This is a genomic window from Paenibacillus sophorae (assembly GCF_018966525.1).
Classification (GTDB): Bacteria; Bacillota; Bacilli; order Paenibacillales; family Paenibacillaceae; genus Paenibacillus_AQ; species Paenibacillus_AQ sophorae.
Genome location: NZ_CP076607.1, coordinates 2969438 through 2987645 on the forward strand (window position 1 = coordinate 2969438; position 18208 = coordinate 2987645).

At 45.3% G+C, this 18208-nt stretch carries 13 protein-coding genes and 3 pseudogenes; 15 read left to right on the forward strand and 1 reads right to left on the reverse strand.

Features of this window, described 5'->3' with window-relative positions:
• Nucleotides 1-53: 53 nt before the first annotated feature.
• From KP014_RS13945 to KP014_RS13985, 8 genes and pseudogenes are all read left to right on the forward strand, one after another.
• Nucleotides 54-1985, forward strand: a complete 1932-nt coding sequence (locus KP014_RS13945; protein ID WP_036587689.1) for a BglG family transcription antiterminator — start codon at nt 54-56, stop codon at nt 1983-1985.
• A 354-nt stretch (nt 1986-2339) separates the two neighbouring features.
• Entirely contained in the window at nt 2340-3683 is a 1344-nt protein-coding gene (locus KP014_RS13950) for a PTS sugar transporter subunit IIC (protein ID WP_036587690.1), read from the forward strand.
• Between the two features lie 20 nt (nt 3684-3703).
• Nucleotides 3704-4009: a PTS lactose/cellobiose transporter subunit IIA gene (locus KP014_RS13955; protein ID WP_036587691.1), complete on the forward strand. Its 306-nt coding sequence runs from the start codon at nt 3704-3706 to the stop codon at nt 4007-4009.
• A gap of 77 nt (nt 4010-4086) precedes the next feature.
• Nucleotides 4087-5517, forward strand: a complete 1431-nt coding sequence (locus KP014_RS13960; protein ID WP_036587693.1) for a 6-phospho-beta-glucosidase — start codon at nt 4087-4089, stop codon at nt 5515-5517.
• Nucleotides 5518-5531: 14 nt separating this feature from the next.
• Nucleotides 5532-5942, forward strand: a complete 411-nt coding sequence (locus tag KP014_RS13965; RefSeq protein ID WP_216700356.1) for a PTS sugar transporter subunit IIB — start codon at nt 5532-5534, stop codon at nt 5940-5942.
• A gap of 146 nt (nt 5943-6088) precedes the next feature.
• Nucleotides 6089-6961 (forward strand): annotated as a pseudogene (locus tag KP014_RS13970) (IS1595 family transposase); the annotation flags it as partial.
• Between the two features lie 165 nt (nt 6962-7126).
• The gene (locus KP014_RS29105; protein ID WP_090834596.1) at nt 7127-7561 is read left to right on the forward strand and encodes an HPr family phosphocarrier protein; all 435 of its coding nucleotides are present in this window, start codon (nt 7127-7129) and stop codon (nt 7559-7561) included.
• A gap of 49 nt (nt 7562-7610) precedes the next feature.
• Nucleotides 7611-7925, forward strand: a pseudogene (locus KP014_RS13985) (family 1 glycosylhydrolase).
• 228 nt (nt 7926-8153) lie between these two features.
• On the opposite strand, the pseudogene KP014_RS13990 reads toward KP014_RS13985, so the two are convergent.
• Nucleotides 8154-9506 (reverse strand): annotated as a pseudogene (locus tag KP014_RS13990) (IS4 family transposase).
• 348 nt (nt 9507-9854) lie between these two features.
• Here KP014_RS13990 and KP014_RS13995 point away from each other — a divergent pair.
• The 7 genes from KP014_RS13995 (at nt 9855) to KP014_RS14025 (ending at nt 18197) form a co-directional block, all read left to right on the forward strand.
• Nucleotides 9855-12533 carry a carboxylesterase family protein gene (locus tag KP014_RS13995; RefSeq protein WP_139210653.1) on the forward strand — a complete coding sequence of 893 codons (2679 nt, stop codon included), beginning with the start codon at nt 9855-9857 and terminating at the stop codon, nt 12531-12533.
• Nucleotides 12502-12765, forward strand: coding sequence for an acyl carrier protein (locus KP014_RS14000; RefSeq protein WP_036587698.1), 264 nt, complete (start codon nt 12502-12504; stop codon nt 12763-12765). The genes KP014_RS13995 and KP014_RS14000 overlap by 32 nt, the downstream gene beginning before the upstream one ends.
• Nucleotides 12762-14111 carry a hypothetical protein gene (locus tag KP014_RS14005; protein WP_090834595.1) on the forward strand — a complete coding sequence of 450 codons (1350 nt, stop codon included), beginning with the start codon at nt 12762-12764 and terminating at the stop codon, nt 14109-14111. The genes KP014_RS14000 and KP014_RS14005 overlap by 4 nt, the downstream gene beginning before the upstream one ends.
• Before the next feature lie 37 nt (nt 14112-14148).
• A complete protein-coding gene (locus tag KP014_RS14010; RefSeq protein WP_036600165.1) occupies nt 14149-15255 on the forward strand; it encodes a glycosyltransferase family protein in 1107 nt (368 codons plus the stop codon).
• A gap of 4 nt (nt 15256-15259) precedes the next feature.
• Nucleotides 15260-16435, forward strand: a complete 1176-nt coding sequence (locus tag KP014_RS14015) for a radical SAM protein (RefSeq protein ID WP_036600166.1) — start codon at nt 15260-15262, stop codon at nt 16433-16435.
• Between the two features lie 7 nt (nt 16436-16442).
• The gene (locus tag KP014_RS14020) at nt 16443-17435 is read left to right on the forward strand and encodes a Gfo/Idh/MocA family protein (protein ID WP_036600168.1); all 993 of its coding nucleotides are present in this window, start codon (nt 16443-16445) and stop codon (nt 17433-17435) included.
• 468 nt (nt 17436-17903) lie between these two features.
• On the forward strand, nt 17904-18197 hold the full coding sequence (locus tag KP014_RS14025) for an ABC-2 family transporter protein (RefSeq protein ID WP_246590493.1): 294 nt from the start codon (nt 17904-17906) through the stop codon (nt 18195-18197).
• Nucleotides 18198-18208: the final 11 nt, after the last annotated feature.

The window sequence follows — 18208 nt, forward strand, 5'->3', positions numbered from 1 at the left end:
AAACTATGATAAGATGAATTTTAAAAATACTCTAAGGACAGGGGGAAATCAAGATGTTCAATGCCCGGTTGTACGCAATTTTACGTGAACTGATGGTAGCAGATACCGTTGTAACCAGCGAATATTTGGCAAATGTCATTGGCGTAACATCAAGAACGATCAGAAATGACATGAAGGATTTGGAAGATATGTTGTCTCAACACGTTGCTGTCATTCATTCTGTAAGGGGCATCGGATATAAAATGCAAATCCTTGATGATTCACTGTTCTGCAAGCTGCTTCAGGAAATGATTCGAAACGACTCCTCACAGCATGGAATGATTCCCAATACACCGGAAGAACGTATCCGTTATTTAATCAAGCGGCTTTTACTTACAGAGGAGTTTGTAAAGCTTGAAGACTTGGCCGATGAGCTGTATATCAGCAAATCAACCATTCAAAACGATTTAAAGGACGTAAAGAAAGCGCTTCAGGAGTATGGAATCGAATTAGACAAACGCCCCAATTACGGACTCAGGATCAAAGGGGAAGAAGTCAAGCTGCGATTCTGTATGTCTGAATATATCTTTAACCGAAAAGAGACGGAAGCAAATTTATTAAACGCCGGGATTCCGATTCTATCAAATGAAGAGATGACGATCATACGGACCATTATTTTGGACCAGGATGTGCTGGAGGACTTTTCTCTATCGGATTTTGAAGTGAATAATTTGGTGGTTCATCTTGCAATTGCAGTTAAGCGATTACAAAGCAATCATATTGTGACGCTTCATCCCGAACAAATAAAAGATATTATTCATCAAAAGGAATTCGAAACGGCCATTAAAATAGCAAATTGTTTGAAGAGAAACATGAATATCAGCGTTCCGCCGTCCGAAATTTCCTATATCGCTATCCTGCTGCTGGGTAAGAAAACGATTCCGCATACCTACAGCGAAATGGAAGCGCAAACATCTCAAGGGTTGGGAATTCACCAGCTAGCAACGGAAATAATGGAAACCATTGAGAGTAAGCTCAAGCTCGGTATCAAACAGGATAAAGATTTGTTTGCAGGATTATGCCTGCATTTGAAGCCTGCCATCAACCGGCACCGGTATGGGATGAATCTGCGAAATCCGATGCTTGAGGAGATTAAAGCCAATTGTCCGATCGCGTTTGAAGCCGGCATCCTTGCGGCCATGGTTCTTAATGAAAAGTTGGGAATCGGCATTGATAAGAATGAGGCGGGATACTTTGCCCTTCATATCGCGGCGGCAATGGAAAGAAAAAATGTCAGCACAAGCCCCAAGCGCTGCATGATCGTATGCGCCTCGGGCATGGGAAGCGCACGTTTTCTATTTTACAAGATGAAGTCCGTCTTTGGTTCCAAGCTCGATATTCTCGGCACAACGGATTATTACAAGTTAAAGCAGATACCCCTGCATTCACTGGATTTCATTGTGAGCACGATTCCGATCCGGGATTCATTGCCGATTCCGCATATTGAGGTCAATGCAATTCTGGGAAGCAATGATATACAAAAAATTGAAAAGATGATATCTGCAAATAAAGATCCAATCTTTGAATATTTGAGGGAAGAGCTGCTGTTTCTTCAGCAGAATTTGGAAACGAAAGAAGAGGTCCTGGAATTTTTGGGTGATAAATTGAGGGGCTTGGGTCTTATCAACGAAACCTTTATCGATTCCGTAATCGAGAGGGAAGCCGTGTCTTCAACCTGTTTCGGCAATCTTGTAGCGATTCCCCACCCGATTATTCCGCAAACCGATTCGACTTTCTGGGCCATCTGCACTTTGCAGAAACCGATCGATTGGGATAATAAGCGCGTGCAGTTTGTATGCCTATTAAGTATACAAAAGAACAGTACGGCGGAATTGCAGCAAATGTACGCCATGCTTATCAATCTTGTGGACGAAACGGATCTCGTACAGAAGCTGTTAAAATGCAAGACATATCAAGAATTTATTACCGCATTTGCGAAGCAATAAAGTAGAATCATTTCCTCTGAGCAAAGGAAAAAGGATGTGTTTAGATGTAAGCGCTTTTAAGTTACGATGAAACCGAACGATAAAAAGGGAGGCTAATCAAATGAACATTTATTATGCTGCACAGAAGGAATGTGTACAAGCTTGGTAGTGACAAAAATGGAAAAAGCGATAGCGGAAAAAGGTGAGTAGCACAAAATATGGGTGATCCCCGGGGGTGTCATTGGGAATTGCATCAATCAAGCCGATATTGTTCTGCTTGGTCCTCAAGTTCGGTTCATCGCATTGTTGCTAGACAAATAACGACATATTTTGTATTTCAGATTGGAGAAGATAAAAGAAAAGAGGAAATTAATAATGAAAAAGATTGAAGATTTTATGAACAAGTATATTGCACCTATTGCTAAATTTATGAATGAAAACATATTTTTTGCTTCTTTGGCTGAAGCATTTATTCGATTATTGCCCATTACATTAGGTGGGGCATTTATCCTATTCATTGGGAATTTTCCATTTCAACCTTGGCTTGATTTACTAAAAAGTTTAGGGCTTGATGCACATTTTGCTGCAGCACAAGTAGCAACAATGAACATCATCGCCATGCTGACGGCATTTACTTTTGCTCATGCTTATACAAAAAGGGCTGGATATGAACCATTATCAGCGGGATTACTCTCACTTGTTTCATTTCTAATTTTAGTCCCGCAACAAATTAGCATTCCAGTGGTAGAGAAAACATTAGAAAAATTTCCGTATGATACAACTGTGACAGCGATGTCAAATATTAGTGCATATGACACCAATTTTCTTGGCTCTAATGGGATTTTTGCCGCTATTCTAGTCGGTTGGATTGTTGGTGCATTATATTCTTTCCTTGCCAAGAAAAATCTTGTCATCAAAATGCCGTCAAGTGTGCCACCAATGGTTTCAGAATCATTTCGTCCAATTTTATCATCAGGAATTATTTTACTTGTATTTTTAGTCATTCGCATTGCTTTTAAAGAAGTTCCTTTCCTAAGTGATTATGGAAATGCCTTCTCATTAATTAGCAGTATCTTTCAAGCACCAATAAAAAATACATTGGCTTCACCTGTTCCGATGATACTCGTGATGACCTTTGGGAATTTCCTTTGGTTCTTTGGAGTTCATCCAAATACAATTAATTCAGTCATTACTCCTGTAATCATGGCAACAATTGTTGAAAACCAAAATGCTTTTCTAGCTCATGAAAAACTACCTTATTTGACATTTGCAATCGTTATACTTGCAGTTGGGAATGCGTTCGGTGGCACTGGGTCATCTATTGGTTTAGTGATTGCGATGATTCGGGCAAAATCAAAACGATACAAAGAATTATTTAAATTAGCCGCTGCTCCAGGTATTTTTAATATCAATGAACCATTGATTTTTGGTTTTCCGATTATGCTGAATCCAATCTTTTTTCTTCCAATGATTTTGACACCTCTTGTCAATGGCTTTGCGACGTTAGGTTTAATCAAAGTGTTAAATATTACGAAATTTAATCCAATGTTAGTACTTCCTTGGACAACTCCAGGAATCATTGTTTCAGGTTTTCAAGGTGGAATAAAATTATTTATCATTGGTGCTACGATTGTCATATTATCTACCCTTGTTTGGAAACCATTCTTTGGCATAGCAGATAGATTGGCATTGCTAGAGGAAGAAAAATCAAAAGGATAAAAGAATTGAGGAGAAAAATCATGGAAAATATGGAAGTGATCATGGGTATTATTATGAACGCAGGAGATGCAAAGTCTTCCGCAGTTGAGGCTATTCAGGCAGCAAAAAATGGTGAATTTGAAAAAGCAGAAGAACTGTTACAACACGCAAGTAGTGCGTTGGTAGGAGCGCATCGTTCACAAACGAGTTTGTTGACCAAAGCAGCTCAAGGGGACAAAGTGGAAATTACCATTTATATGGTACACGCCCAAGACCACTTAATGACAACGATTGCCTTTAACGATTTAGCAAAAGAGCTTGTTGATTTATACAAAAAATTGGCATAGAAAAATGAGAAAGTTAGAAAGTGTAGTACAAATTGCTATACTTCTAGCGGTGGAATCAAGAGATGGAGGAAAAAATAATGGCACTAAAAAAGGATTTCTTATGGGGTGGAGCAGTTGCCGCTCATCAGATTGAAGGGGCTTGGCAAGAAGGTGGCAAAGGTCTCAGTATCGCTGATGTGATGACCGCTGGAAGCAATGGCGTAGACCGTCGTATTACTGACGGTGTGCTTGATGGAGAAAACTATCCCAATCATGAAGCGATTGATTTTTATCATCATTACAACGAAGATGTAGCATTATTCAAAGAACTAGGCTTAAAAGCTTTTCGTACTTCTATTGCTTGGTCTCGGATTTTTCCAAAAGGGGACGAAGAAGCACCGAATGAAGAGGGATTGAAATTTTATGATGACTTATTTGATGAGTTGTTAAATGCAGGAATTCAGCCAGTCATTACCTTATCTCACTTTGAAATTCCCTATCATTTAGCAAAAGAATATGGTGGTTTTCGTAATAAAAAATGTATTGATTTCTTTGTTCGCTATGCCAAGGTCGTGATGAATCGCTACAAGGACAAAGTGAAATATTGGATGACCTTTAATGAAATTAATAATCAAGCAGATGGACAAAGCGAGTTGCACGCTTGGACAAACTCAGCTATTCAGTTTATTGATGGAGAAAATAAAGAAGAAGTTATTTATCAAGCGGGTCTGAATGAATTAATTGCAAGTGCGAAAGTCATAAAGTTAGGGCATGAAATCAATCCGGAATTTCAAATCGGCTGCATGATGGCGTATGTACCTCTCTATCCATATTCTTGTAACCCGGATGACATGATGGCTTCTGTGAAAGTGATGAACCGCAGATTTTTCTACAGTGATATTCATGCTCGTGGAGAAATTCCTGCATACATTTTAAAAGAATGGGAAACAAAAGGATATAAAATTGACTACTCACCAGAAGAATTAACTAACTTAAAAGAAGGAACCGTTGATTTTATCGGATTTAGTTATTATATGTCGGGTGCTGTAAGCACACTAAAAGATGTAGTAGAAAAGTTTCCAGTGACTGAATATCCAAATGCAAAACTTGTTGTCAATCCTTATATCGAAGCAAGTGACTGGGGCTGGCCGATTGATGCCATTGGTTTAAGATATACACTGAACATTATCCACCAACGCTATAATTTACCAATGTTTATCGTTGAAAATGGTTTTGGAGCCTATGATAAAGTGGAGGAAGATGGAAGTATTCAAGATCCATATCGTGTGGCATATTTGAGTCAACATATAAAAGAAATGGTGACAGCAGTGGAAGAAGATGGTGTGGATTTACTTGGTTACACTCCTTGGGGAATTATCGACATCGTAAGTTTTGGAACAGGCGAAATGGAAAAACGTTATGGCTTCATTTATGTAGATAAAGATAATCTAGGAAATGGAACTTTAAAACGCAGTAAAAAAGATTCATTTTATTGGTATCAAGAAGTCATTCGAAAAAATGGTATTTAATTAGAAAAAGGAGGATGAAAAATATGGGATTATTTGGTTTTGGAAAAAAGAAAGGAGAAAGCATAAAAGCAGACATTGTAAAAGAAAAAGTACAAGAGAAAGAAAGTGTAGAACCTAAGTTTGAAGGACATTTAACGGTTCGTATTTTTTGTTCAGCAGGAGCATCGACCTCACTTTGGGCGCGAAATGTTCAAAAAGCAATGGACGAGAAAGGACTTGATGCTGAAATTAGGGCATACTCGACTTCGGTTGTTTATGAAGAAGGGGTAAAAGCAGATGTGATTTTAATTGGTCCACAAACACGATACGTTGAACAAGATGTAAAAAACAAATTTCCTGAAAAGAAAGTGGCTGTTGTCCCAGTACAGATTTTTGGTTTGATGAATGGCGAAAAGGGGTTAGAGTTTATAATCTCGTTGCTTTAATTAATTTTATAATTTGATCCATCAGTTAGCTCAGGACACTCAATTTATACGAACGTTTATTTGGTATTTTGAAGTCAAACGTACGTTCGGGAGTGATTGTCAGGGCACACAAGGAGCCGCTGAACCTCATTCAATTCTAAAAAACTTTTCAAACCGAGGAAGCTTGTCACCGGCATTTGTATAAGATGAAATGACCCGAAGGCTTTCGGTACCCACTATGTCAATATGACATAGCTTACGAAATCAAAACCTGTAAACTGTCTCTCTATGAATGTGCAAACTGTGGTCATCAGACGAACGTTATCGCAGGCACGTTATTTGAAAAGACTCGAACGGAATTGGTGGAATGGTTCTGAGCGATCTTTCTGATTGAACATGACAAGCGTGGCATTTCCACGACCTATCTGGCACAAGAACTGGATATTGCCCACCAAACTGCTTGGACGATTCAACATAAGATCCGAAAAGCTAAGGGCGAGCGCGATGCCTCCTACACCTTAGCTGGAATCGTGGAACTGGATGATGCTCTTTTCAGAGCACCCACGGAGGGAGGGAAACGTGGGCGCGGTACGGAACAAACCCCCGTTCTTGTGGCGCTGTCATTGGATTAATAGGGCTGCCGGCTGCCCAAGTACCTGAAGATGCAAGTCATTCCGGATGTTATAGGCGTCACCCTTATCGATTTCGCCCAAAAGTACATTGCCGCAGTTCCACGATTTCAAGCGATAAATACCGACGATCCTATCAGGCGTTAGCCAAGCAAGGGTACCAGCAGCACCCAAGCTGTTTAACCCTATTGATGACCTTGATCATCTCAAATGGCTCTACACCGTCATTTCCAATGCCAAAGCTTTTATTGGAGGTGAGAATAGGTCTTGATGCGAAGCATCATCAACATACTTGGATGAATTTTGCTATCGCTTTAATCGCTGTGAAATGAAAAGTGAAATATTCAATCGACTCGCTTTCATTGCTGCCTACTAACCAAGACCATCACTTATCCTGTGTTAGTTGGATAATCAAATTTAATATTAAAGAACCGAATATTTTCGGAAAGCAATTGCGTTTTCAAAAAAAAGGGATTTTTCCAGGGCTGCAGATGCGTTGAACAATGCAAAGAAACATTTGAATTAAGCGCATCACCTCCAAACCAAATTAATCCAAAACGAAGCATATGGGGAAAAATGGGAATTTCCATTCTGCTGATCCATACGCAGGATCATTTGATGAATCCGATTACGGTCAAAGACTCGGCTAGTGAGTTTGTAACCTTGTATGAAAAAATATCGACGTTAAGCAGGGCACAACGGATTGAATCTAAATTAGGAGAAGGTTATGTGTTAACAAAAACAATTGTTATTCAAAATCCATTCGGTCTGCATGCACGGCCATGCACATTTTTTACGGAAAAGGCGATGAATTTTTCCTGCACAATACATTTGACGAAAGGCGACGCAAGAATTAACGCGAAAAGCGTGCTTGCAGTTATGTCGTTAGAATTGGTAAAAGGAAATGAAGTCACCTTGGAGGTTGACGGCGAACGGGAGGAAGAAGCACTGGAGGAATTGGGAAGGTTGCTGACAGATATTTACGATAACGAGGAGGAAGGTTATCCATGATCCATGAACGTTAAAACCATTTCCGGAAGGTTTTTTCGCGGCCTACCAAGTGGAAGGGGCATGGGATGAGGACGGGAAAAAGCCTTCGATTTGGGACAGCTGGTGTCCGTATACCCGGAACGACATACAAAGGCACGAATGGCAATGTAGCAGTAGATAATTACCACCGCTGGGAAGAAGATGTCCGGCGGAAATAGGCTTAAAAAAGTACCGCTTCTCGATTGCGTGGAGCTAAATTTATCCCGACGGCAACGGTGAAATCAATGAGCAGGGGGTCGCCTTTTACGATTCGTTAATTAGCGAACTGCGCAAATACAATATTGAACCTATCATTACTTTGTGTTGTCTGGAATCACCTCACTGATCGTGGGCTGGCACCCCAACTGGAAGAAGGAGATTTGGAATTATTAGCAAAACAAGCCTGACTTTATCGGCGTTAACTACTACAGAACGTTCACATACGAAAGAAATCCGCTGGACGGTTTCGGAGAAGGTAGCCTCCTACCCGATTCTTTGATCTTAATAAAAATTAAATATGAACCGGAATGAAAAAATAAAAACATAAAATCTTGAATTAGTAAATATCATTAACTCAACTTTCGCAGCACAAATCTTTAAACAAACCCTTGATATAGATAGGTAAACTGGAGATCCAATCCTGGAGTTGACAAAAAACGGCCGCTTTGTTCTTCTTGGTTGTGGCTTGGGACATTTCGAGAAATAAAGTCATCAATTGCTGAAGTGCGGTCTGGAAGTCCAGATCGCGGACCTCATCGGCAAAGAGAAAAAAGAGTCCTCCGAGCGTCCGATCATCACTGGATTGACGCCGTTCGTATTCCAACGCCAAATATCGGCTGAACACGATCGTCGTATGGCTAAGGAGTTGGTCAAAGGAACGGCCTTGAAATTCCGTTCCCAGTTTCAAATAGCTTTTGGTGACTTTAAAAAAGGTCTCTATACTCCAGCGCATCCCGTAGATTCGTACGATTTCAGCGTCATCCAGAGTGACGTCCGTACTTAAAATGGCAAGCCATTCCCGTTTTTTATTCTGGTTGCGCACAAAAACAAGTTTCACTGGCAGACCGCAAGTGGTGTGTACCCTCGCGGAGCCTTTAATGTCTTTGGAATCCGATTATGGAAAGCTTTGAAAGACTTTATGGAGCGTCATTCGTTATCCCTGAATGAGATATCGCTGTTTCATCTCCTTCACCATGCCAATCACGGAAAGGCCTTTGCCTGTGAGCTGACGAAGAAGAGGGGCTTGCGTAAACCAGCTATCCATGAGGACGTAGTCGGCGATAAATCCCGCCGCTACCGCCCGTTCCAGCAAGGCGACGACGGCATCTGGCTTTCGAGAGAAGGCCTCCATTCGACGTTTGTACCCCACGCTGCGTTTCGAGAGGTTGGAAGCCATTTCGCAGATTCGATTGGCTAACTTCGCGGAAGAGAGCATGACAAAGTCAAGCGGAGCGAAACTAAAACCGTCCGACCAGCCCAGCGTGAGCATGGTGTAGCCTTTGGTAAACTTGCCTGTGGAATGGTCAAACACCCGTGCCAGTAGTTCTGCCTTTTTACTCCGGTTTCGGCTCAGAACGGAATCGTCGACGATGAACACCCGTATCCGATTCGATGAAATGAGCGATTCGAAATGGCGCACGATGCGAAGACTGAACGTCTGCAAAAAGCGCCGCCAAGCAAAGGAAGCTTGATTCAAAAAACGATAGACGACATCTTTGCCGGGAAGATTCGCTCCACGCTGGCTTTCAAGCATGCGAAACCAGTTTTTCCCCTCGAAGACCAGAGAGAAGACAATTTGAAAGACTACGAGACTGGAAAGGCCAAACGACTTGGAAATTCCCGCATGTCGTAAGGATTTCCCGATTTGAAGAGTGACAAAAAGTTTGGAAATGCGAGACTGTTCAGACAGGGAACGTTGTTGTAACATAAGAGTTACGCACCTTTCTTGTTGGCATGGTTGCTCGACACTTCCATGATACCAAACAAGCAAGGTGTTTTTTGTCAATACGGGATAAATACATTGAATTCTTCTTACAGCCCCAAGGGATTCAACTGATAGCTAAGGTGAGAAAGTTGAGTCATTAACTAATAACAATTAAGCCTGAATAACGAAAAGCTTGATATCTGAGCACTTCCCCCTAAGGAAACTAGTATGGTGGTAATTCTGGTTAAGGAAATATAGGGGGTCACACCGAAAACGGCGATTAAGCTATCCTTTTGCGGAGATTGGAAATGAAAAATCCGTCCGCAGCTCAACTCCCAGCCGAGGATCACTTTGAGAAAGTATAAGAGAGGAGAAATTTTCATATTCGTCAATTTGGGAAGGGCGACCGCCTGCCTGGACAAGAAAGCCGTTAGGTTACAAGCGGCTTACGTCATTGGTCCTGTTCAAAATCCTGCAGACAACGACAAGTGCAATTCGGATCTTTACCGGATTTTCAAGAAGGGACCAATCGATCTGGAGAATCGTGCGACGGTGAGCCTCGCTGACGGCCGTTCAAGCGAGTGCAGGTTTCATTGCACGATCGGCATGGAATCTTTGGAGTTGGATTTGACCGGTTACGAACTCAAGGAAGGCGAACGGATGTTTCTTGTCGCTAATATCAACAGCGCTGAAGTGAAGAAAATCTATGTACGCCCATTTGACGTTAAAGGAAAAATATGGATAAATGGTGAGCTGTTGTACAACGATTCGGGACCGTTCAGATACAGGCTTCAACAGGGAGACAACACAGTGGTTATCGAATACGCCGAGGTGAGCAAACACTATTCGATCCGGATCAGAGATACGAATTTGGATCGGTTTTTTAACGAAGAACTGATCGGAGAATTCATGGAACAGTGGATTGAGAATCGCGTATGCGTCGTTCATGAAACCGCCAATGCACTGGAACGGACACGTTACGAATTTTACTTGCTGAGCTGCGATGCGGTCGGCGTGCCGAACGGTTCGCCTGCAATGATCATCGTAATGAACGACGACGGCGATGTGGTGGATCGGTTTGAAACAGCCATAGGCCGAAAAGTCGTTTATGATACAGCAGGCGTGAAAAACCGTACACGTACCATGCTCCATATTCAAATCGAATATGCAGATTTGGGCAGCCGGTTCCATGAAAAGTCGCATGTCATTCTGGTACATCCGCTTGGCGAGTTGATCGAATCGATGGAGCTTCAAGCCGAGGAACTTGAGCGAACAGACCGATGCAGCGCAGACGATCTGACTCAATTGGCCGGGCTGCTGGAAAGATTGAGAGCGGTGAACGTATTAGAGACCAACAAACTGACTGCCAAACGGCTATGTCTTGTCAAAGAATACAAGCGTCTGTTTTTTGGGGCTTGCGGCAAGCTCCTTGAGGGGCGGAGCTACGAGAATGCGATTGCCGAACAAAGGCTAGGAGATGGCTTTTTTCGTTCGAAACTGGACGATAGCATAGAACGGTATACGGTGTTATTGCCAAGCGACTATTCGGAACAGAGAACGTATCCGCTCATCATCTTTCTGCCTGTCGGCCGATACGAACTCGATCTTCCCGATTTTCGCGACCGCCTCTATGCTTACTGGAACCTGGAGGCGATTGCAGTCACCTTCTCTTGCAGGGGGGTGACTATGGGAAGCTATGTCGGCGAAGCCGCGTTTCTGGAGGGACTTGACGTCATCACGCAGCGATTCCGCGTTGACGAAGATAAAATCTATCTTTCGGGTTACTCGAACGGAGCTTATGCTGCTTGGGCGCTGTCCCAAGCGTATCCGGACCGGTTCGCCGGGATTGCCGCCTATTCCGGGGGAGCCGATCCGGACAAATTGATCAATTTATCGAATATGGCGGTGCTTAACGTTTGCGGCGAGGAAGACTACGCCATCGAAACGTCTTACACCAAACCGTCCGAAGTGTTGGGCGGCGACGATTATAAAGGAATACTGGAGCCGGATTCCAACCATTGGGATACGCCTTATTTCCATCATCAATTGTCGGGCATTCGGTGGCTCTTGCAGCATAAGAGGAGGACGGCCCCCAGGCGGATTCATTTTCGGACGGATAAAGCCCGTCATCGAAAGTGCTTCTGGGTCGAAATCGAGGAATTTGCCGAAGGCAGTCATTATGGCGAAATAGTAGGCGAATGGATTAGGGATACGACGATACTTATTCAAACCATCCATATCGGACAATTCGAATTGACACTTCCGGATTCGGTAAAAATCGGCCATTTGGAAGTGATCATTGATGGTCAGCAGTTTACGGTGCAGCCAGGGGAGGCAAGGGGGCTGAGGTTCCGCAAATCGGGTGACGTCTTTGTATGGCTGCCGCCTTCGTTCGCTTTGGCGCACGACGGCATCACAAGCAATGGCATGGGCATCATGGACGTTTATATGGACCAGGTCCGCATTGTCGTTCCAGACCGATATTCATCGGAACAGGAAAGATTGGACATTCTGAAAGTCTCTGACGTGTTTGCGAACCCCAAGACAGATACCTGGGATACGAACATTTATGTTCACTACCCGATTTTGCAGTCAAGCCGATTAACGGATGAGGATGCGGCACGTTGCAATCTGATTTGCATCGCTACCGGCGTCGGCCGGCATGATTTTCTATCGAGAATCGTCGGCCACTTGCGAATTGGGCTGCACGCGGACGGCTTTACCGCTGATGCAGGCTTCGAGAAAGGCGATTATTGCATATTATTTATCCAACCTAACCCGATGAATCCGGCAAAGAAGCTTTTGACCGTCTTTGCCAATAATTCTGCCTTTTTCAAGAGAAATATTTATACAAGGAAGCTGATCATACCGAGCTATTTCAGCGGCTTCCACCCATATTTGAATAAGGAGGTGATCTTATTTAACGGAAAGCTTCGGGCGATGGAACTGAAGCATGGCGCGGAAGAACATCAACGCTATAATACAGGGAGTGGTGATTATGAAAGAGATAGTGATTCGAATAATCAGTAAAATTAAGAACGATCCGAAGCTTTTGGACACATTAAACGGCAGCTCCAGCATTTTGCACGACTCGGGCATGGAATCGCTTCAGATCGTCCATTTCATTCTCCAAGTCGAGGATGAATTCGGCTGCGAAATCAACTTCGATGAGTTCAACATGGAGAATTTGGACTCCATCGACGCATTTTGCAAATATATCCGGCAGCGCAATCCGGAGCTAAGCGGGCAAGGCCAGCCATGACATCGGCAAACCGGATCGAGAAAATCCATTGTGGTACGTTCGATGCGGAGCAGTATTGGCGAGAGCCTGATCTGGCGAAGCTGCCGGGGTTCGCAGACCCGGAAAATTTGCGCATCGTCTCGGTGATGGATGAACTTTTGTTTGTTTTTTGTAGCCCTTCGGAGGCTCTGATTACCCGTAAAGCGATGAACCCGGCCCACAAACAGTATTTGAATGATATCGGCTTCCGGTTTTGGAGTAATACGCTCGATATGGACGGTGAGCTGAAGGAACAGAGTAAAAGCATGCTTCAATTATTGGCTGAAGCGGATTCGGTGGAAGTGGCCGCTATGGCTGCCGAGGCAAAAGCCGAGGCAAGACCGGAGCTGGAGCCATTTGCGGCAATTCCCTTCACGAAAGAAGCAAGCGAAAGATACAGGTTCATTTGCCGTATGCCCGAAATGGATATTATCCGCAAAGTGAATATGAAAACGTATTCTACAGAAATGAAAGAGAGGCTGGAGCTGCCGAATGTCAGCTTCATCGTCAATCATTCGTCCGAGCTTCGGAAAGTCGGCGAGCGGCTGCTGCGGGAAGGCTCTTTTCTGATCAAAGACAACTACGGTGTTTCCGGAAAAGGCAATTTGCTGATCGATTCGGTAAGCATTTTGGAGCGGGTTATCGCGTATATGGCAGCTCAAGAGAGGAAGGGCATGCGATCACAGTTTGTTGTAGAGCCCTATCTGGATAAGCTGTACGACTTCTCCTGTCAATTTGAGATTACAAGCAACGGAGAGTACCGGTTTCTCTCGCTGCAGAGGCTGACCAACGACGACTTTGCCTATCAAGAATCGTACACGCCGGAGCCGGAGTTCATGCATTTTCTGGACTGCGAAGGCTACTTCGAACTGATGAGGAGAACGGCGAAGGAGTTGTACAGCGACGGTTATTACGGGCACGTCTGCGTTGACTCGATGCAGCTTGGGAGCGGGGAACTCGTCCCGATCGTAGAGATCAACGCCAGAAAATCGATGAGCCTGATCAAGAGCCGGATTGACCGGTATTTGGCCTCTCAGGAGCTGCTGGGCAACCTTCGCTTCTATTCGCTTACAAGTACGAATGCGCAGCTTCAGTTTGAAGACCTTCTTGCAGCTATGGAAGAAGCCGGTATCCTGTATAAGCCAGGTATGTCTGAAGGAGTCATTCCCTTGACGGCCAACATGTTGATGATCAACCGCAGGCCAGACAAATCATATAAAGGAAGAATATACGTATCGATGGTCGGCCGGCTCGAGGAGGCTCGAAAGGAGCTGCATCAACGTTTAAACCGTTTGTTTGCTGGACTATCGCTCCAAGTATTGAATTAATCCGGCGTCGATGCCGAGACAGGCAAGGAGATGCACGATGGGAAAGAAGACCATTCTAAGCTCTGGATTCGGCCTAGGCTTCTACACACCGGCGCTTCTGCTGGAATATCAGCTGAGCAAACGTCAGACGGAAGCGGAAGTCGTAATTTTTGAAAATTTTATCGTGAAGAACAAAAAGGATAAAATTGCCCAAAGTCGCAACGATTATCACCTCAATTTCGCCGTCGCCCGGGTCGCGCAAAAGCTTCCGACAGATATCCGCGACAGCATCGATTATAAGGCCGTCGATCGGCTGGTTGCCGAATGGAAACGGGAGGGTCGGAGAGATTTTATCGTTTTCTCGGGCCACTGGATTCACATTCTCGATATATACCGCGATCAGGTCGGAGACCAGTCGTTACACGTTGAACTGCTATACGTCGATACGGACTTGTCGCCTTCCTGGAAAAGTGTAAAGAAGTACGTGCCCGATTACGGCAACTGTTATCATGAGGTGTGGCTCTTCGAAGCCGCCGATCGGCCGATCCGGTATCGGATTCCGGTGACCGAAGAACAGGCGGTGCCGTATGTGCAGCGTCGGAACCGGCTGGCCGTTCACGGCGGAGGCTGGGGAATGGGAACTTATTTGGAGAAGGTTGCTGAGCTGGAACGCCATTACGAGTTGGATATCGTCATTTCAAGCGAAGCGGACTGCGACCTTGCCAATACGAGGCACCGTTATTGGATGAACGACCCTTCCTGGGAAGCGTGGGAGAAAGACCCGTCCACGGGCAAACATACTTTCCCGAGATTCGGAGAAATCAAGGCGGGGGAGTCTCCTGTATTTGCAAGCCAAGAGAGCCATCATCGACTATATGACATCATCAAAAGCTCAAAAGCGATCATCAGCAAGCCGGGCGGCGCCACGCTAATCGACTCGCTGTCGTCGGCGACTCCGATCGTATTCCTTGATCCATTCGGGCTGCACGAGCAGAAAAATGCGGAGCTCTGGATACAATGCGGATTCGGTATTTCTTACGAGACGTGGAAGCAGGCGGAATTTGCGCCCGAACTGCTACAGCCGCTTCATGAAGCGCTGGCCGGGCAGAAAGACACATCCTCCATCTATGCCGATTTATGGTCTGACAATCAAATGGCGAGGTGAGCGTATGCAGCCAAAAAGCAGTGTGGTGATTGACGAAGGTTCCTTCGAGGTGATGAAACGGACGATGAGAAATATGGCGGTTCCTTACCGGGAACGCCTCAAAAATCCGAAATACAGAACGCCTGTCCCCGAATCGGTCGGCATCAAGCTGACCAACCGCTGCAACCTGCGTTGCATCCATTGCTTCCAATGGAACGAGGACGGATACCATCATGCGATGGATAAAGAGGAGCAAAACAAGGACATAGATCTCGATGTGTTTCGCAAGATTATGGAGGAAACGTCTGAAGCGAAATCCCGTTTGTATATATGGGGTGGGGAGCCGATGTTCCATAAGCAATTCGATCAAATTCTGGAAATGCTGGCAGCCGATCCGCGGGAGATGACGATTTGCAGCAACGGTCTGCTAATCGATAAATATCTTGACGGCATCATTAGAATTTCCCCTGGATTGGAGCTGCTGATCGCCGTGGAAGGCCTCGAGGCGGAGAACGATTTTATCCGCGGCAAAGGCACCTTTGCCAAGACAATGAAGCAAATCGAGCGTCTGGTCGAGTTGCGCGAGCAGGGCATTTATAAAGGACGCATATCTGTGCATTCCATGATCAACGACGCCATGATTCCGAAGCTCTACGAATTGCTCGAGTATTTTGAATCGCTCAAGCTCGATCTCGTCATCCTTTGCTTCCCTTGGTACATCTCCAAGGAAACTTCGAAGCAAATGGACGCTTACTTCATGGAAAAATTCAGTTGGCTTCGCAAGCTGCACGAGAATCAAGTCAATTCCTGGCACGCCTTCAAGTACCAGATGAACCCCGAGCATGTCGATTCCTTGGTAAAGGCTTTGGAGCGCATCAACGAGCGCGTATGGAATATTCGCGTCCGCTACCAGCCGGGGCTCGACTATGACGAAATCGAGCAGTTCGTCCGCGGGGAAGCGATGACAAGCCGCTGCGCGACGACTTGCATGGCACTATCGACGAGGATGGACGTGATGCCGACCGGCGATGTGAGCGCGTGCAAATTTTTTGCCGAGTTTACGGTCGGCAATTTAAAGCATCAAGGGACGCAAGAGGTTTGGGATTCGGACAATTTCGACCGTGTGCGCGAGATCATTAATGTAGAAGGCTTGACGCCGGCCTGCTCGAAGTGCAGCGTGCTGCATTTGCACGGAATTTGAGACGAGTATGAGGACGAATAAAAACATCGGCGTCATCGGCTGCGCGGCTATCCTGCCAAGAGTGCTGATAGAGCCTGCGAAAAGCCTGGAACATCTGCAAGTATACGGCATATCCAGCCGAACCAGGAGCAAGGCGGAAGCCTATGCGGAACAATACGGCATCCCCATCGTCTTTGACAGCTACGAAGCACTGCTCGAAAGTCCGGATATCGATTTCGTTTATATATTATTATGCAACAATTTGCATGCAGAATGGATCGTTAGAGCGATCGAAGCGGGGAAGCACGTATTGGTGGAAAAGCCGCTCTGCCTCAACTCCAAGGAAGGGGCCCGCATTATGTCGGCCTATGAACGGGACCGCGTTCATGTGCTGGAGGGTCTCATGGTTCAGCATCATCCTTGGCAGCAGGCGGTAAAGGGCATGGTAGAAGCCCGAACATACGGTTCATTGCGCTCGATCGAGACAACGATTGGATTTTTGCCCAAGGAATCGTTCCTGAACAATTACCGCAGCTTTCCGGAGTGGGGCGGTGGCTCATTTTACGATTTGGGGTGCTATTGGCTTCAATTCCTGCAGGCTGTCACCGGGCTTGAGTATGAAGATTATCGGGGACAATCGTCGTTTGATGGACCGAACAGCGCCGATTGGACCTTCCAGGCGGAGCTTCGGCTGGCGGGAGGCGTGCATGCCGGTTTGACCACCTCGTTTGAGATTCCCTATCAGGCGACGCACACGATTTATTTCGACTATGCGGTAGTTGAGATGAGAGATTTCTTTCGGGCCAATCTTGGCTTCTACAAGATTGTGCTTAAGGTAACTGACCTGCGCATGAAGGAAACCACTAAGATCGAATTCGCGCCGCAAAGCTATTATGTCAATCAACTGAGTTTCTTCAGCGATGTAATCGACGGATTGAAAGCTAATATACCGCTCGAATCGTCGCTTGAACGAATCACCTTGCAGGAAAAAATCTACGAATCGGCCAAAATCAACGTGTAGATGAAGCCAGGCTATCCGGCGGGAAAGAAGGAGATGGACGGTGCGCATGAGTTGGCGCAAGTACGGTAAAACGTTCGCCATAGGGATGCAAAGCGCGATGGAATACCGCACGAATTTTGTTTTAGTCCGGCGAGCCGCATTTACCCCATTGCGATTCAAATGTTTTTGTGGAAAGCGATTTTTTCAGCAACGATTAAGCCAGCTTACTCGGCTATACCGAGGAACAGGCGATCACTTATGCGGTCATGGCGGCGCTGTTCGCCAAGCTCGGCGGCCGGGTTCGAACACGAAATGGCAAACGATGTGAAAACGGCCAACTGAGCAAATGTATCGTGCAGCCTACCGGTTATTTCATTTTCAGGCAGAGCAGCTTTTTGGGCGAAAAACATTGCAGGCAAGCATTATTTACAGGATCGGAGTCGACATTAACGGGGTTTCCCCGGATCAGATCGTGCTGTCCGTCGGCGTATGCACGATCATGGCCGGGCTGTATACGACTTTTTTTACAACAACTTCGTCCAGCTTCCCGAGCATATCAAGTCAGGAACGTTCGATGTAATGATAACCCTGCCGGTATCGCTGCAATTTATGGCGACGCTGCGAACGACCGACGTCGACTATTCTATTCCGAATCTGACCGGTGGCATCGTGATGGTCGTCTACGGGTGGAGGAAAGCGGCCGTTCCACTGACTGCCTCGAACATCGCCACGCGGTTGATCTGGACATTTGCAGTGCACAACTATACGAGTGCCAGCAGTTGAGGTGATAAGAA

Bases quoted from the DNA above. Each gene is read 5' to 3' on its own strand.
- KP014_RS13945 (WP_036587689.1), top strand. From the start codon at position 54: ATGTTCAATGCCCGGTTGTACGCAATTTTACGTGAACTGATGGTAGCA.
- KP014_RS14010 (WP_036600165.1), top strand. From the start codon at position 14,149: ATGGGAAAGAAGACCATTCTAAGCTCTGGATTCGGCCTAGGCTTCTAC.
- KP014_RS14005 (WP_090834595.1), top strand. From the start codon at position 12,762: ATGACATCGGCAAACCGGATCGAGAAAATCCATTGTGGTACGTTCGAT.
- KP014_RS14020 (WP_036600168.1), top strand. From the start codon at position 16,443: ATGAGGACGAATAAAAACATCGGCGTCATCGGCTGCGCGGCTATCCTG.
- KP014_RS13955 (WP_036587691.1), top strand. From the start codon at position 3,704: ATGGAAAATATGGAAGTGATCATGGGTATTATTATGAACGCAGGAGAT.
- KP014_RS29105 (WP_090834596.1), top strand. From the start codon at position 7,127: ATGGGAATTTCCATTCTGCTGATCCATACGCAGGATCATTTGATGAAT.
- KP014_RS13960 (WP_036587693.1), top strand. From the start codon at position 4,087: ATGGCACTAAAAAAGGATTTCTTATGGGGTGGAGCAGTTGCCGCTCAT.
- KP014_RS14000 (WP_036587698.1), top strand. From the start codon at position 12,502: ATGAAAGAGATAGTGATTCGAATAATCAGTAAAATTAAGAACGATCCG.
- KP014_RS13950 (WP_036587690.1), top strand. From the start codon at position 2,340: ATGAAAAAGATTGAAGATTTTATGAACAAGTATATTGCACCTATTGCT.
- KP014_RS14015 (WP_036600166.1), top strand. From the start codon at position 15,260: ATGCAGCCAAAAAGCAGTGTGGTGATTGACGAAGGTTCCTTCGAGGTG.
- KP014_RS14025 (WP_246590493.1), top strand. From the start codon at position 17,904: ATGCACGATCATGGCCGGGCTGTATACGACTTTTTTTACAACAACTTC.
- KP014_RS13965 (WP_216700356.1), top strand. From the start codon at position 5,532: ATGAAAAATATGGGATTATTTGGTTTTGGAAAAAAGAAAGGAGAAAGC.